This window comes from Micromonospora sp. DT46 (genome assembly GCF_049841735.1).
Taxonomy (GTDB): domain Bacteria; phylum Actinomycetota; class Actinomycetes; order Mycobacteriales; family Micromonosporaceae; genus Micromonospora; species Micromonospora reichwaldensis.
On sequence record NZ_JBNCKW010000004.1, the window covers coordinates 162,092 to 176,569 of the forward strand.

At 75.3% G+C, this 14,478-nt stretch carries 14 protein-coding genes; 8 read left to right on the top strand and 6 right to left on the bottom strand.

The window, feature by feature from the left end; translation table 11 throughout:
* Positions 1-10 precede the first annotated feature (10 nt).
* From ACLQ20_RS12150 to ACLQ20_RS12175, 6 genes are all read right to left on the bottom strand, one after another.
* Positions 11-970: a TIGR03557 family F420-dependent LLM class oxidoreductase gene (locus tag ACLQ20_RS12150; protein ID WP_357576306.1), complete on the bottom strand. Its 960-nt coding sequence runs from the start codon at positions 968-970 to the stop codon at positions 11-13.
* A gap of 459 nt (positions 971-1,429) precedes the next feature.
* A complete protein-coding gene (locus ACLQ20_RS12155) occupies positions 1,430-1,636 on the bottom strand; it encodes a hypothetical protein (protein WP_091630565.1) in 207 nt (68 codons plus the stop codon).
* Positions 1,637-1,985: 349 nt separating this feature from the next.
* The gene (locus tag ACLQ20_RS12160; RefSeq protein ID WP_425855501.1) at positions 1,986-3,245 is read right to left on the bottom strand and encodes a helix-hairpin-helix domain-containing protein; all 1,260 of its coding nucleotides are present in this window, start codon (positions 3,243-3,245) and stop codon (positions 1,986-1,988) included.
* A gap of 289 nt (positions 3,246-3,534) precedes the next feature.
* Complete coding sequence (locus ACLQ20_RS12165) at positions 3,535-4,884, bottom strand: FAD-dependent oxidoreductase (protein ID WP_151456452.1); 1,350 nt, start codon at positions 4,882-4,884, stop codon at positions 3,535-3,537.
* A 14-nt stretch (positions 4,885-4,898) separates the two neighbouring features.
* Complete coding sequence (locus tag ACLQ20_RS12170) at positions 4,899-5,249, bottom strand: TcmI family type II polyketide cyclase (protein WP_151456453.1); 351 nt, start codon at positions 5,247-5,249, stop codon at positions 4,899-4,901.
* A gap of 123 nt (positions 5,250-5,372) precedes the next feature.
* Positions 5,373-6,182: an AfsR/SARP family transcriptional regulator gene (locus ACLQ20_RS12175; RefSeq protein WP_151456454.1), complete on the bottom strand. Its 810-nt coding sequence runs from the start codon at positions 6,180-6,182 to the stop codon at positions 5,373-5,375.
* Positions 6,183-6,595: 413 nt separating this feature from the next.
* On the opposite strand from ACLQ20_RS12175, the gene ACLQ20_RS12180 reads away from it, so the two are divergent.
* The 8 genes from ACLQ20_RS12180 to ACLQ20_RS12215 all read left to right on the top strand — a co-directional run bounded on the left by ACLQ20_RS12180 (position 6,596) and on the right by ACLQ20_RS12215 (position 14,457).
* Positions 6,596-6,934 carry a TcmI family type II polyketide cyclase gene (locus tag ACLQ20_RS12180; protein WP_151456455.1) on the top strand — a complete coding sequence of 113 codons (339 nt, stop codon included), beginning with the start codon at positions 6,596-6,598 and terminating at the stop codon, positions 6,932-6,934.
* Positions 6,931-8,652: an acetyl-CoA carboxylase carboxyltransferase subunit alpha gene (locus ACLQ20_RS12185; RefSeq protein WP_151456456.1), complete on the top strand. Its 1,722-nt coding sequence runs from the start codon at positions 6,931-6,933 to the stop codon at positions 8,650-8,652. Before ACLQ20_RS12180 ends, ACLQ20_RS12185 begins: the two co-directional genes overlap by 4 nt.
* Positions 8,653-8,855: 203 nt before the next feature.
* On the top strand, positions 8,856-9,371 hold the full coding sequence (gene accB / locus ACLQ20_RS12190; protein ID WP_425855915.1) for an acetyl-CoA carboxylase biotin carboxyl carrier protein: 516 nt from the start codon (positions 8,856-8,858) through the stop codon (positions 9,369-9,371).
* 13 nt (positions 9,372-9,384) lie between these two features.
* Positions 9,385-10,764, top strand: a complete 1,380-nt coding sequence (locus tag ACLQ20_RS12195) for an acetyl-CoA carboxylase biotin carboxylase subunit (RefSeq protein WP_425855503.1) — start codon at positions 9,385-9,387, stop codon at positions 10,762-10,764.
* Positions 10,761-11,486 (top strand): SRPBCC family protein, encoded by a 726-nt coding sequence (locus ACLQ20_RS12200; RefSeq protein WP_358119975.1) that lies wholly within the window; start codon positions 10,761-10,763, stop codon positions 11,484-11,486. Before ACLQ20_RS12195 ends, ACLQ20_RS12200 begins: the two co-directional genes overlap by 4 nt.
* On the top strand, positions 11,479-11,883 hold the full coding sequence (locus ACLQ20_RS12205; protein ID WP_425855504.1) for a cupin domain-containing protein: 405 nt from the start codon (positions 11,479-11,481) through the stop codon (positions 11,881-11,883). The genes ACLQ20_RS12200 and ACLQ20_RS12205 overlap by 8 nt, the downstream gene beginning before the upstream one ends.
* Positions 11,884-11,938: 55 nt before the next feature.
* Positions 11,939-13,213 (top strand): beta-ketoacyl-[acyl-carrier-protein] synthase family protein, encoded by a 1,275-nt coding sequence (locus ACLQ20_RS12210; RefSeq protein ID WP_327028661.1) that lies wholly within the window; start codon positions 11,939-11,941, stop codon positions 13,211-13,213.
* A complete protein-coding gene (locus ACLQ20_RS12215; RefSeq protein ID WP_151456461.1) occupies positions 13,210-14,457 on the top strand; it encodes a beta-ketoacyl synthase N-terminal-like domain-containing protein in 1,248 nt (415 codons plus the stop codon). The genes ACLQ20_RS12210 and ACLQ20_RS12215 overlap by 4 nt, the downstream gene beginning before the upstream one ends.
* Positions 14,458-14,478 lie beyond the last annotated feature (21 nt).

The window sequence follows — 14,478 nt, forward strand, 5'->3', positions numbered from 1 at the left end:
GGCGTACGGCTCAGCCGAGGGCGCGCAGCCGGGCGGCGAGGTCGCCGGCGAAGAAGTCGAGGAAGCCGTCCGGGTCGGGGCCGGCGTTCTGCAGCACCACGTGGTCGTAGCCGGCCTCGACGTACGGGCGGACGGCCGCCACGTGCGCCTCCGGGTCCGGCCCGACGGAGAACAGTTCCCGGACGTGCCGCTCCTCGACGTACGCGCTGGCGGCGTCGAAGTTGACCGGGTTCGGCAACTCGCTCATCACCTTCCAGCCGGTCACCATCCACCGGCTGGTCTCCAGCACCGCCCGCACGGCCTGCTGGTCGTCGGTGGCCCAGGCCATCGGCACCTCGGCGTAGCGGGGACCGTCGCCACCGGCCTGCCGGTAGTGCTCGACGATCGACGCCTTCGGCTCGGTGACGAACAGGCCGTCGCCGAGTTCCGCCGCCATCGTGGCCGAGGACCGGCCGCTCGCGGCGACCGCGATCACCGGTGGGGTCTCCGGCAGGTCGAAGATCCGGGCGTCCTCCAGGTGCAGGTGCTTGCCCTCGAATGAGTGGTAGCCGCCCTGCCAGAGCAGCCGGATGATCTCCAGCGCCTCGCGGAGCCGCTCGTGCCGGCCCCGTACGCTGGGAAAGCCCTGCCCCACGACGTGCTCGTTGAGCCGTTCCCCGGCCCCGACGCCGAGGGTGAACCGGCCGTCGGAGATCAGCGCCAGGGTCGCCGCGGCCTGCGCGATGATCGCCGGGTGGTACCGGACGGTCGGGCAGGTCACCCCCGTCGCGAGGCCGATCCGTTCGGTCTTCGCCGCGACCGCGCCGAGCACGCTCCAGGTGAACGACGAGTGCCCCTGCGTGTCGAGCCACGGGTGGAAGTGGTCGCTCATCTCGACGAAGTCGAAACCAGCCTGCTCGGCCCGGACGGCCTGGCGGATGATCTCCTGCGGTCCGTACCCCTCCGAGGCGAGCTTGTAGCCGATCCTCATGCCGGTGCTCCCGTCCCGTGCGGCGCTGGTGGCGCAACGCCGGTTCCCGTGGCGGGGGTCGACAAACGTCGGGCGGCGCGGGACGCTACCCCCGATGACCCAGCCTCCTAGGACGCCCTGCGCGGCGTGGCGTACCGCGCGCCGTCCTGGATGGGCGTGGAAGGCGAACCACCCGCCGGCCGGCAAAGGCGGCCCCCGACGGCCGGGCGGCCGTGCCGGCGTCGGGGCGGGCGCGGTGAGCGGGGCGTGGGGCGGACCCGGCCTTTGGGCGAGCCCATCCGTATCGCCGTCCCCGGCCCGGCAGATTCGGGGCTGACGAGCGGGACAGGCGGCGGCCGAGAGGCCCCGGCAGGCCCGGACCGGCGTCGGCACGAGGAGCGGAGTCGGGGAGCCGGCGTGGCGTACCCCGGACACGGCTCGGCCCGCGCCCGGAGTGGGCGCGGGCCGGAGGAGTACGTCCTACTTGGACGGCTGGGGCAGTTCGCAGTCGACCTTCGGGTTGGCCCCGATGTAGTTCAGCGGCCCGGCCACGATGGTCACCAGGATCGTGCCGGCCTCGGCGCAGTTCGTGTCGTCGCCGCTGTAGTAGCCGCGCTGCCCGGCGGCGACCGCGCCGATGATCAGCCAGATGACGACCAGGACTCCGAATATCGACGTGCCGCGCATCGCTGCCTCCGCAAGGGTGTGGTGGATCGAGGTGCTGGGCGTTGTACCCAATCGCGATGAACGGCTAACGGTGCCGCCGCCGAGGAACCGGCGCGCGGACGTCCGACAGTGGGCGGACGGGCCGCAGGGGGCGGTGGTGGCGTGCGTGCGGGGCCAGGCGGCTGGCCGGGGCCGGCCGTGGCCGATCCGCCGTCATCTCCTCGCGTTTCGGCCCTGAAACGCCGACATCGCGGCGCCCCGTGGTCGGGGCGCCGCGATGTCGGCGACGGCGGATCGGTCGTGCGGCGGTGCCCGATCCGTTCGGGTACCGCCGTCCGGCGCCGACGGGGAACGCGGCAGGCGACGCCGGTCAGGCGTCCGCGCCGCCCACCGGGGTCGGCAGGGCGGCGGCCGCCTCCTGCGGGGCGCCGGCGAGCACCTTCGCCTGCTGCGGCCAGGTCGCCAGGCTCGGCGCGGCCCGCAGCCCGGCCGCCCGGATCGTCTCCCGCAGGGCGGCCTCGTCGAGCTCCGCCAGCTGCCGGTACGTCCGGATGCCGGCCGCCTGCAACGCCGCGGCCATCTTCGGGCCCACGCCCTGGATCCGGCGGAAGTCGTCGGCGGCGTCGGAGTCGGTCGCGACCGGGGCGTCCACCTCGCCGCGCGGCGCCGGCACGACCACCGGTCCGGCCGGAACGACCACCGGCTCGGCCGGCGCGTCGGCCGGCGTCGACTCCGGCTCGTCCGTGGTGGCGGCGGCCGTGGCCGGCTCGACCGTGTTGGCGGCGACCGGGGTGGGCTCGACCGGGGCGGCGGCGGCAGGGGCCGACTCGACCGTGGTGGCGGCGGCCGGGGCCGGCTCGATCGGCGTGGCGCGGGTCGGCTCCGGCTCGGCGGGTGCGTCGGCCGGCTCCGGCTCGACGGCGGAGGCGGCCACGACAGCGGGCTCGGCAACGGGCTCGGCCGGACCGACGGCGGTGGGGACGGGTGCGGTTTCCGGCTCGGCCGGGGTCACGCTCGTCGGCGCCGAGGTGGCGGCGGCCGGGACGGGCTCCGCGTCGGCGGCGGGAAGGGCTTCCGTCGCGGCGGCCGGGAGGGGCTGTGCGTCGGTGCTCGGGGCGGGCTCCTCCGCCGGTCGGCGGTCGACCGGGCCGGTCACCTCGGCGGCCACCGGCAGCACGACCTCGTGCCCCGGCCGTACGTCGGTGGTGGTGGCGGCCGGGACGGGTTCGGCGTCGGGCGCCGGCACCGGGTCGCCGGTCAGCGCCATGTCGGCCGGGTCGACGTCGTCGGCCCGGGACGCGTCGGCCGTGACGACCGTGGCCTTCGGGGTGTCGGTGCTGCCCGGGTCGGCGTCGGTCGGGGCGTCGACCCCGGGCGCGGTGGGGACGCGGTCGGCGACCGCCTCCGGCGCGGGGTCCACGGTCACCTCGGGGCGCGCTTCGTCCAGGGTGGCGACGGGCGGGGGGTCGACCACCACGGCGGTCATGCCCGCGACCGGGTCACCGTCCACCATGGGCGAGCCGTGGGTGGCGACCGCCGCGTCCCGCCGGCCGCGCCCGAACCAGCCGCCCGCCAGACCCACCAACAGAGCCACGATCAGTATCAGCCAGTGCCCGAAAGACCACGCCACGGCAAACCTCCCTATCGTTCATGTCCGGAAACCCGCGAGAAAAACTCGCCGCAGCTTCGCACACGCCCGACGAGGCCGACAGGCAGGACCGGGTGCCCGCCGTGGCGGCGGGACGGGTCCCGACGGGCGGTGTTCGCCGGGGCGACGGAGGGTCGCCGCGTCGGCGTCCGCGTCCGCGCCCGTGGGCGGTGGGCGGTGGGCGGTGGGCGGTGGGCGGTGGGCGGTGGGCGTGGGCGGGCAGGCGGGGACCCCGGCGCCCGCTGGCGGCGCCGGGGTCCCGGTCGGACGGTCAGTCCTCCTCGCCCCGGTAGCTGTAGAAATCGTCGACGAACCGCCGCGCCAGCCGGGGTACCCGGCTGGTGACGCCGAAGTAGCCACGCGCGCCGAGCAGCGCGAGCCGGCCCACGACCGGCTTGTACATCCGGTCGTCCCCGCTGGTGCCGCTGCGGTTGAGCGAGTCGGCGACCCGGGCGAACCCGTACGGCACCATCGCGGCCTCGTAGTCGGCCACCGCCTGGAGCAGCGTCTTGTCTCCGGTGGCGGCCAGCCGCAGCTGGCGGCAGAGCAGGGCGGCGTCGCGCAGGGCCGTGTTGGCGCCCACCCCGCGTCCCGGCGTCATCGTGTGGATGGCATCGCCGAGCAGGGTGACGGTGCTGCTCTTCCAGGGCGGCACCGGCTCGCTGGTGGACACCCTGATGGGCAGGGCGCTGCCCGGGTCGCTGCGGGCGAGCAGTTCGCGCAGATGGGGGTGCCAGTTTCGGGTGAGTCGCAGGGCGAGCAGGACCAGGTCCTCGCCGCGCAGCTGCATGACGTCGCTCGGGAAGCGGCGGGCCGTGCTCCAGACGACCAGGTTGATGTTGTCGCGGGTGTTGTCGTGGCGCAGCCCCGGCCAGCCGCGCAGCAGCTCGGCGTCGGCGGGATCGACGCCGGGCTTGAGCGCGCCGTCGCGGTCCCACTTGAACTCCATCACGTGCAGCACGCCCATCATCCCGCCGGTGCCGAAGATCAGCGAGATGCCCTGTTCGATCCGCTCGGGCAGCAGCCCCCGGGTGTGCGGGGTCAGGGGGATGCGGGTGGCGATGTTGATGGTGCCGGCGTCGCGGGTGACCGCGTGCGGCAGGTACTGGCGGCGTACCGCCGAGTGCGTGCCGTCCGCGGCGACCAGCAGGTCGCCGGTGGCGGTGCTGCCGTCGGCGAAGTGCGCGGTCACGGTCCCGTCGTCGCGTTGGTCGTACCGGGTGAAGGCCTTGTCGAAGTGGACGACGTCCTCCATGCCCGTGAGCAGGACCTGGCGCAGGGTCATCCGGGCGACGGACCGTTCGGTGTTCACCGGGTCGGTGTCCGGCCGGAGCGTGAACGAGGCCGTGCGCCGCATGCCCTGGGTGATGACGTTGAAGTAGCGGGGGGAGCGGGCGCAGGTGGCGAGGTAGATGTCGAACAGGGCGGGCGGCAGGCACTCGCGCAGCGCGCGGCTGCCGGTCGGCCCGATGCCGACCCGGTAGCCGAGCAGCCCTTCGCCGCGGGTGCGGTACCGCTCGTAGACGGCGACGCTGATGCCGGCACGGCGCAGGCCGTGCGCCAGGCACAGCCCGCCCGTGCCGGCCCCGATGATCAGGACGTGGGGTGGTCTGGACGACATGGCCACCGCCCCGTTCAGCCGGCCGGGTGCGACGACGCCGCCGCGTCCGCGGCGTCCCACCGGTAGAAGCAGCCCGCGATCGCGTCGCGCGGCGAGCGCCAGGTCGGCAGGTACGGCGTGGTGTGCGCGGAGAGCCGCTCGTTGACCTGGCGGTAGAGCGGGTGGTTGCGGGCCTCGGCCAAGGCGTCCGGGGCCACGTCGGCGGTCTCCATCAGGTGTACGCACAGGTCGTGCAGGCAGTACAGGGACCGGTGACGGACCCCGGTGAGGGCGGGTAGTTCGGTCGCGTCGGACTCGGCGAAGATCTGCGCCACCCGACCCTCCGCGCCCGGGATGATCCTGCTGACGATCAGTAGACGGCTCATGGGACCCCTCTCGCCGGTGGCGCTCCGCGACCATGTCGCAGACCACGGACTGTTGTGCGGCCCACCGTGCCCCGGCGACTGTCACCTGTCCGTCACTCGCCCCGCCGCGCCGGTGACGCCGCCTCAGCGCGCGCGGGGCGCGATCCGGTTGGCCGGCGGCCGGCGGGGCCCGGCCGGGGCGGTACGGGTGGCCTCGCGGATCGGCGCGAGGGTCTCGTCGAGCAGGGCGGTCATCGCCGCCGAGGGCTCCAGCCGCAGTTCCCGCAGCAGCAGGTCGCGGTAGACGTAGAAGGCGTGCACGGCCTCGAAGGCGTTGCCCTCGGCGAGGTGGATGCGGACCACCAGCCGGTGCGGCGTCTCGCGCAGGGGTTCGGCGGCCATCGCCTCCAACGCGGCTTCCAGTGCCGCCCCGTGGCGGCCCGCCGACAGGTGCTGGCCGGCCAGTTCCTCCAGCATGTGCAGGCGCAGTTGGCGCAGCCGTTCCCGGTCGGCCAGCACCCAGTCGTCGTACCAGCCGGGGAGCAGGTCGTGGCGGCCGGCGGCGAGCGCGGCGGCGGCGCAGGGGTCGTCGCCGTCGCGTACCCGCGCGGCCGTGCCGACGAGCGCGTCGACGTCGATCCGGACGGCCGGGGCGAGGGCGACCGTGTCACCGGAGGTGGTGATCGGGCAGCAGGGGTCCTGGCGCAGCCGCCACAGCGCGGTCCGCAGGGACGACAGCGCACGGTCCTCGGGCGCGTCCGGCCAGAGCAGGCCGGCCAGGTTGCTGCGGGTGGCGCCGGGGCGCAGCCCGATCAGCGCGATGACGCGTTGCAGGCCGCGCGGCACCACGACCGGGGCGTCGCCGTGCAGCAGCCGGAACCCGCCGAGCAGGTGCAGGGAGATCTCGGCGTCGGCCCGGCAAACGGTGGTCGGCGTCGATCGATCAGCGGCCACGGCGGCACCCCCTGCGGAACGCTCGTCCCGACTCGTCTGCTGTCCCCGGCGCGGCTGCCCATGACCCCACTGTCGGATCGCTCCGCCGCGGCACGGCGTCGCACACCGCGGCCGCCGGGCTGACCGTGACGAAGATTATCAATAGTGGTCACTCTCGGTCAATGTCTTGTCCAGGATGGCGCTTGCCTGTCGGCGTCCACGAGAACCCTTCCGAACTGCGGATAGTCCACACCGGATGATCGGTGCCGCACAGCGGGTGCACAGCTGGCGTCAACGCAGCGTCACGAAAGCTGCGTCGCCGCTCGGCGGTCGCCGGTGACGCCGTCGTGACGCCCGGGGCCGGATCGTGTCGCCAGTCGTCCGGCTAGGCGCCGTCGTCACCGACGCCCGATGCCGTGGAGGGAGGCCCGTCCATGGACCGTTCGCTGATCGTCGCGAAGGTGGTGCCGAGCGCCGAGGCGCGCGTCGCCGAGATCTTCGCCGACTCCGACGCGACCGAACTGCCGCGCCTGGTCGGGGTCCGGCACCGGTCGCTCTACCGACTCGGTGACCTGTACGTGCACCTGCTGGAGACGGAGTCGCCGGGCGGGACAGCGGTCGAGGCGGCCCGGGGACACCCCGAGTTCGCCAGGGTGAGCGCCCGGCTGCAGCCGTACGTGTCGCCGTACCTGCCGACGTGGCGGGAGCCTCGCGACGCGATGGCCCGCTGCTTCTACCGCTTCGACGCCGCGCCCGTCGGGCGGTCGTCGTGACCGCCACCGCGCCCCGCGAGGGGCAGCTCTGGTCCCGCTGCGGTGGCTGCGCCACCCTGCTCTACCGCAAGCGGCTGCGGCGCAACCTCGACGTCTGCCCCGAGTGCGGGGCGCACGCCCGGGTCGACGCGCCCGAGCGGCTGCTCCAGCTCGTCGACCCGGGGTCGTTCACCGCCCTGCCGGAGCGGCCGGCCGAGGTCGACCCGATCGGCTTCGTCGACCTGCTGCCGTACCCGCACCGGCTCACCGCGGCGCGGGCCGGCACCGGGCTGGCCGAGGCGGTCGTCTGCGGCACCGCCACCGTCGGGCGGCAGCCGTGCGTGCTCGCCGTGATGGACTTCCGGTTCCTCGGCGGCAGCCTGGGCTGCGTCGTGGGGGAGCTGATCACCCTGGCGGCGGAGCGGGCCCTGACCGACGGGGTCCCGCTGATCCTCGTCACCGCCTCCGGTGGGGCGCGGATGCAGGAGGGCGCCCTGTCGCTGATGCAGATGGCCACGGTCAGCCAGGCGATCGCCGCGCTGCGGGAGGCCGGCCTGCTCACCGTCAGCGTGCTCACCGACCCGACGTACGGGGGCGTGGCCGCCTCGTTCGCCACCAACACCGACGTGGTGCTCGCCGAGAGCGGCGCGCGGATGGGCTTCGCCGGCCCCCGGGTGATCCGGCAGGTCACCGGCCGGGACCTGCCGGAGGGCTTCCAGACCGCCGACTTCCTGCTGCGGCACGGCCAGGTCGACATGGTGGTGCCCCGGCACGCCCTGCGGGGCCGGCTGGTGGCGCTGCTCGCCGCCGCGCGGGCCGGGCGGCGGCCGGCGGCGCGTCCCGGCGTACCCCGGCAGGAGCCGTCGCCGCTCGTGGCGTGGCCGGCCGGCGGCGCCGCCGCGACGACGGCGCCGGGCCCGGGCGGCGACGCCTGGGAGACGGTACGGCTGGCCCGGCACCCGGGTCGTCCGACCACGCTGGACTACCTGGAGACGGCGTTCGACGGCTTCGTCGAGCTGCACGGCGACCGGCTCGGCGCGGACTGCCCCGCCGTGGTGGGCGGGCTGGCCCGGCTCGACGGCCGGCCCGTCATGGTCATCGGCCACCAGAAGGGGCACACCACCGCCGAGCTGGTCGGGCGCAACTTCGGCATGGCCAGCCCGGCGGGGCACCGCAAGGCGCTGCGGCTGATGCGTCTCGCCGCCCGCCTCGGCCTGCCGGTGGTCACCCTGGTCGACACCCCCGGGGCGGATCCCGGCGTGCGGGCCGAGGAACAGGGCCAGGCGGCGGCCATCGCGGAGACCATCCTCGCCCTGACCGTGCTGCCCACCCCCGTCGTCGCCGTGATCACCGGCGAGGGCGGCAGCGGTGGTGCGCTGGCGCTCGCGGTGGCCGACTCGGTGCTCATGCTCCAGCACGCCGTCTACTCCGTGATCAGCCCGGAGGGCTGCGCGGCGATCCTCTGGCCGGACCGGGGCGCCGCGCCGCAGGCGGCCCGCGCGCTGCGGCTCACCGCCCCCGACCTGTGCCGGCTCGGGATCGTCGACGACCTCGTCCCCGAGCCGGCCCCGGCCGCCCACCACGACCCGCAGGCCGCCGCCCGGGCGCTGCGCGAGGCGGTGCTGGCGCACCTGCTCCCGCTGCTCGACGTGCCGCCCGCGACGCTGGTCCGCCGCCGGCGGCAGCGCTTCCGGCGTTTCGGCGCCGCCCGCCTCGGCGCCCGGGCGGGTGCCCGGTGAGCGCCGGCGCGATCCGGGCCGCCGTGCCGCCGGCATCCGGCCTGGAGGCGGTCTTCACGGTGCCGACACCCGGCACCCGGACGGCCCCCGACGCCCACCTGACGTCGCAGGCGTACCCCACGCCCGGCCCGCATCCCACGCCCGACGCGGGTCGGTCGTCCGACGCGGCGCGGCCGTCCGACGTCGAGCGGGCCGCCGGCCCGGTGCCGGCACCTCCTCCGCATCCGTCGCCCGGCGTCGCGCGGGCGTCCGGCGTGGAGGCGGCCTCGGGCGCGGAGGTGGGGCAGCGGGTGGACACAGTGCTCGCCGGGCTGCGGCGGCACGCCCGACACCTGGCGGCCGAGCTGCCCGGCCCGCTGCGGCGGATCAGGCTGCGCGGCGGCGACACGGTGCTGGAGGTGGAGTGGCACGCCGCCCCGGCCGGGGCCGACCCCGCCGTGGCGAGCCCGGCACCCCCGTCCACCGTCGCACCGCCGGAGGGGTACGCCGTGCGGTCGCCCATCGTCGGCACGTTCTACCGCGCGCCGGAGCCGGGCGCCGCGCCCTTCGTCGCCGTCGGCGACCTGGTCCGTCCCGGGCAGGTCATCGGCATCGTCGAGGCGATGAAGCTGATGAACGAGGTGACCGCCGACCGAGGTGGCCGGGTCGTCGAGGTCCTCGCCGCCGACGGCCAGCCGGTCGAGTACGACCAGCCGCTGGTCGCGCTGGACCCGGCGTGAGGGGCAGGACGCGATGTTCGAGAAGGTCCTGATCGCCAACCGGGGGGAGATCGCCCTGCGGGTCCTGCGCGCCTGCCGCGAGCTGGGCGTGCGTACGGCGGTGGTCTACTCCACCGCGGACGCCGACTCCGCCGCCGTGCGCCTGGCCGACGAGGCCGTGCGGATCGGGCCGGCGGCCAGCCGGCGCAGCTACCTCAACGCCGCCGCGATCGTGGAGGCGGCCCGGCAGGTGGGGGCGCAGGCGGTGCACCCCGGCTACGGGTTCCTCTCGGAGGACGCCGACTTCGCGGAGATCTGCGCCGACAACGGCCTGGTCTTCATCGGCCCGCCGCCGGAGGTGATGGCCGTGCTGGCCGACAAGTCCTCGGCGCGGGAGCTGATGCGCCGGGCCGGGCTGCCCCTGCCGCCGGGCAGCGTCGCGCCGGTGCCCACCGCCGCCGCGGCGGCGGAGGTGGCCGCCGAGGTGGGCTACCCGGTGATCGTCAAGGCGGCGGCCGGCGGTGGGGGCCGGGGCATGGCGGTGGTCGCCACCCCGGCCGAGCTGCCCCGGGCGTACGCGCGGACCCGGGCCGCCGCCCAGGCCGCCTTCGGCGACGACCGGGTGTACGTGGAGCGGTACCTGACCGGTGCCCGGCACGTCGAGGTGCAACTGTTGTGCGACTCCCACGGCAACGGCGTGCACCTGGGCACCCGGGACTGTTCGGTGCAGCGCCGCCACCAGAAGCTGGTCGAGGAGGCGCCCGCCCCGGCACTGTCGGCCGGCATCGGAGAGGCCATCGCGGAGTGCGCCCTGCGCGGTGCCCTGCACGCCGGCTTCACCGGCGCCGGCACCGTGGAGTTCCTCGTCGACCCCGACGAACGGTTCCACTTCCTGGAGATCAACTGTCGGATCCAGGTCGAGCATCCCGTCACCGAGATGATCACCGGGATCGACCTGGTGCACGAGCAGCTGCACATCGCCGCGGGGGTGCCGCTGCGCCTGCGGCAGGAGGACGTCCGGTTCCACGGGGTGGCCATCGAGTGCCGGGTCAACGTGGAGGACCCGGACCGTGGCTTCGCGCCGACGCCCGGCCGGCTGGAGCGCTTCGTCCCGCCCGGCGGCCCGTTCACCCGGGTCGACACGCACGGCCACGCCGGCTACCTGTTCGGCCCGCACTACGACTCCCTGCTGGCCAAGGTGGCGGTCTGGGCGCCGGACCGGGAGCTCGCGCTCAACCGGCTGGAGCGCGCCCTCGACGAGTTCGACATCGCCGGCCCCGGGGTCCGCACCACCATCCCGTTCGTCCGGCGGGTGCTCGACGACGCCGGGTTCCGCAAGGGCCGCTACTCCACCGGCCTGGTCGAGCAGTTGCTCGCCGGCCCGCCCGACGCACACCACAGGAGGCTCCGATGACCGTCACCCATGGCCGTCCGCTGACCGCCGAGATCACCGACATCCTGGTGGCCAACTGCGGGCTGGACGCCGACGCCGCCGCCCGCGCCCCGGCCGCCTCCCTGGAGGAACTCGGCATGGACTCCCTGGCGCTGCTCGAACTCTCCGCCGTGGTCGCCGACCGGTGGCAGGTGCAGATCCCCGAACAGGCCGGGCAGCTCAGCATCACGGGCGTCGCCGAGCTGGTCGCCCGCCAGGCCGACCAGCCCGGGCACACCGAGAACAGCGTGTTCATCGCCGCGCCGCTGCCGCTGGTGTGGGACGTCACCAACGACGTCGCCAACTGGCCGCAGCTGTTCACCGAGTACGCCCGCGCGGACATCCTGCACCGCGACGGCGACACGGTGCGGTTCCGGCTCACCATGCACCCCGACGAGAACGGCACGGTGTGGAGCTGGGTCAGCGAACGTACCGCCGACCCGGTCACCCGGCAGGTCGACGCCCGGCGGGTGGAGACCGGGCCGTTCGAGTACATGCGCATCCACTGGCGCTACACAGAGGAGCCCGGCGGAACCCGGATGACCTGGGTGCAGGACTTCGCGATGAAGCCCACCGCGCCGGTGGACGACGCGGGCATGACCGACCGGATCAACGCCAACAGCGCGGTACAGCTCGCCGTCATCAGGGAGAAGATCGAGCGGCTCGCCGGCGCCGGCCGGGCGACGGGAGCCGGCGATGAGTGAGCGGACCCTGCGGCTGGTCGCCGCCGCCGACGTCGCGCCCGACGGCCGCCGCGGCGGCGAGCTGCGGGTGCTGCTCGGCCCCAAGACCGTCGGCAGCACGTCGGGTTTCATGGGGGTGGCGGCGCTGCGCCCGGGGGAGCGGATCGCGGAGCACTACCACCCGTACAGCGAGGAGTTCCTCTACGTCGCCCGGGGCACGATCACCGTCGACCTGGACGACGAGCCGGTGCCGCTGGCCGCCGGAGAGGCGCTGTTCGTGCCGCGCAACGTCCGGCACCGGCTGCGCAACACCGGCGACGAGCCGGCCGAGGTGGTCTTCCACCTCGGACCGCTGGCGCCACGCCCCGAACTCGGTCACGTGGACACCGAGCTGGTCGAACAGCGAGGCGGATCGTGAGCGTGAGGAGTGAGCCGGGGTTGCGAGCCCCGCAGTCGCGAACAGAGGTGACGCCGTGAGCGGGCGCCGTACGGTGGTGACCGGCGTCGGGGTGGTCGCCCCCGGCGGCGCCAGCCGGGACCGGTTCTGGAAGACCATCACCGAGGGGCGTACGGCGACCCGACGGATCACCTTCTTCGACCCGTCGGCCTTCCGCTCCCAGATCGCCGCCGAGTGCGACTTCGACCCCGTCGCCGCCGGCCTCACCGCAGAAGAGCTGCGGCGCGCCGACCGGTACGTGCAGTTCGCCCTCGCCTGCGCCGCCGAAGCCCTCGCCGACGCCGGCCTGGAGCTCACCGACGCCGAGCGGGACCGCACCGGCGTGGTGCTCGGCACCGCCGTCGGCGGCACCACCGCCCTGGAGCAGGAGTACGTCACGGTCAGCGACACCGGCCGCCGGTGGCTGGTCGACGCCGGGCGCGGCGGCCCGTACCTCTATCAGGCGCTAGTGCCCAGCAGCCTCGCCGCGGACGTGGCGTGCCGGCACGGGCTGCACGGCCCGGCGCAGGTGGTCTCCACCGGTTGCACCTCCGGCATCGACGCGATCGGGTACGCCCACCAGCTCATCGCCGACGGCGAGGCCGACGTCGTGCTGGCCGGGGCCGCCGACTCGCCGATCTCCCCGGTCACCGTCGCCTCGTTCGACGCGATCAAGGCGACCAGCCCGGACAACGACGACCCGGCGCACGCCTCCCGCCCGTTCGACGCCGACCGGCACGGCTTCGTCCTCGCCGAGGGGGCGGCGGTGCTGGTGCTGGAGGAGGCCGGACACGCCGCGCGCCGCGGCGCGCACGTCTACTGCGAGGTGGCCGGCTACGCCAGCCGCAGCAACGGCTACCACATGACGGGGCTGCGGCCCGACGGGCTGGAGATGGGCCTGGCCATCTCGGCCGCGCTGAAGCAGGGCCGCATCGCCCCCGAGCAGGTCTCCTACATCAGCGCCCACGGCTCGGGCACCCGGCAGAACGACCGGCACGAGACCGCCGCGTTCAAGCGGGCGCTGGGTCAGGCCGCGTACGGGGTGCCGATCAGCTCGATCAAGTCGATGGTCGGGCACTCGCTCGGCGCGATCGGCTCGATCGAGATGGCCGCGTGCGCGCTGGCCGTGGAGTACGGCGTGGTGCCGCCGACGGCCAACTGGAGCACCCGCGACCCGGAGTGCGACCTGGACTACGTCCCGAACGAGGCGCGGGAGCTGCCGGTCGACGTGGCGCTCTCGGTGGGCAGCGGGTTCGGCGGCTTCCAGTCGGCGATGGTGTTCCGCCGGCTGCCCGGGCGGGTGCTGCCGTGACCGCGCGGGCCGTGGTGACCGGCATCGGCGTCGTCGCGCCCAGCGGGATCGGCGTGGACGCGCACTGGCGTACCGTGCTCGCCGGCACCCGCCGCACCGGGCCGATCACCCTCTTCGATCCCGCCGGCTATCCCACCCGCCACGGCGGGGAGGTGCCCGGCTTCGACGCCGCCGCGTACGCCGACAACCGCCGGCTGGTGCAGACGGACCGGTGGACGCACCTCGGCTTCGCCGCCACCGGGCTGGCACTGGCCGACGCCGGCCTGCCCGAGCGGGCCCCCGACCCGTACGGCTATGCCGTGACGCTGGCCAGTTCGTCGGGCGGGAACCTGTTCGGGCAGCGGGAGCTGCAACGGCTCTGGGGCGGGCCGTCGCGCACCGTCGGGGCGTACCAGTCGATCGCCTGGTTCTACGCGGCCAGCGTCGGGCAGCTCTCCATCCACCACCAGTTCAAGGGGCCGTGCGGGGTGCTGGTCGCCGAGAGCGCTGGCGGGCTGGACAGCCTGGCGCACGCCGCGCGGGCCGTCCGCCGGGGCACGCCCGTGGTGATCGCCGGGGCGACCGAGTGCCCGCTGAGCCCGTACGCCCTGGCCTGCCAGCTGCGTTCCGGCCTGCTCAGCGACGTGGCCGACCCGGAGCGGGCCTACCGGCCGTTCGACGCCGCCGCCAGCGGCTACCTGCCCGCCGAGGGCGGCGCGGTGTTCGTGGTCGAGGAGTTGGGCCACGCGCTGTCCCGGGGCGCCCGCGTGTACGGCGAGGTGACCGGCTGGGGCGCCACCCACGACGCCGTCCACACCGGACCGGACACCGCCGGCGACCCCGGGCAGTACGCCCGCGCCATGCGGCTGGCCCTGGACCGTGCCGGCGTCGGGGCGGAAACGGTCGACGTGGTGCTGCCCGACGCGCTCGGCGTCCCCCGCTACGACCGCAGCGAGGCCGTGGCGCTACGCGCCGTCTTCGGCGACCGGCCGCCCCCGGTCAGCACCCAGAAGCCGCTGACCGGCCGCGCACACCAGGGCGGCTCGGCACTGGACGTGGCCACCGCGCTGCTCGCGTTCGGCCACGACACGCTGCCGGCCTCCGCCGGGCCCGACGAGGTGGCCGAGGGCTGTGAGCTGGACTTCCTGCGGGAGCACCGGCGACCACGCAGCCGCCTGGCGCTGGTCTGCGCCCGCGGCTTCGACGGTTTCAACAGCGCGCTGGTCCTGCGTGGGGCCGCGCCGCAGAGAGGAGTGACGCCGTGAGCGAGCAGGTCACCGGTACGA

Bases quoted from the DNA above. Each gene is read 5' to 3' on its own strand.
- ACLQ20_RS12150 (WP_357576306.1), bottom strand. From the start codon at position 970: ATGAGGATCGGCTACAAGCTCGCCTCGGAGGGGTACGGACCGCAGGAG.
- ACLQ20_RS12155 (WP_091630565.1), bottom strand. From the start codon at position 1,636: ATGCGCGGCACGTCGATATTCGGAGTCCTGGTCGTCATCTGGCTGATC.
- ACLQ20_RS12165 (WP_151456452.1), bottom strand. From the start codon at position 4,884: ATGTCGTCCAGACCACCCCACGTCCTGATCATCGGGGCCGGCACGGGC.
- ACLQ20_RS12170 (WP_151456453.1), bottom strand. From the start codon at position 5,249: ATGAGCCGTCTACTGATCGTCAGCAGGATCATCCCGGGCGCGGAGGGT.
- ACLQ20_RS12180 (WP_151456455.1), top strand. From the start codon at position 6,596: ATGGACCGTTCGCTGATCGTCGCGAAGGTGGTGCCGAGCGCCGAGGCG.
- ACLQ20_RS12195 (WP_425855503.1), top strand. From the start codon at position 9,385: ATGTTCGAGAAGGTCCTGATCGCCAACCGGGGGGAGATCGCCCTGCGG.
- ACLQ20_RS12200 (WP_358119975.1), top strand. From the start codon at position 10,761: ATGACCGTCACCCATGGCCGTCCGCTGACCGCCGAGATCACCGACATC.
- ACLQ20_RS12205 (WP_425855504.1), top strand. From the start codon at position 11,479: ATGAGTGAGCGGACCCTGCGGCTGGTCGCCGCCGCCGACGTCGCGCCC.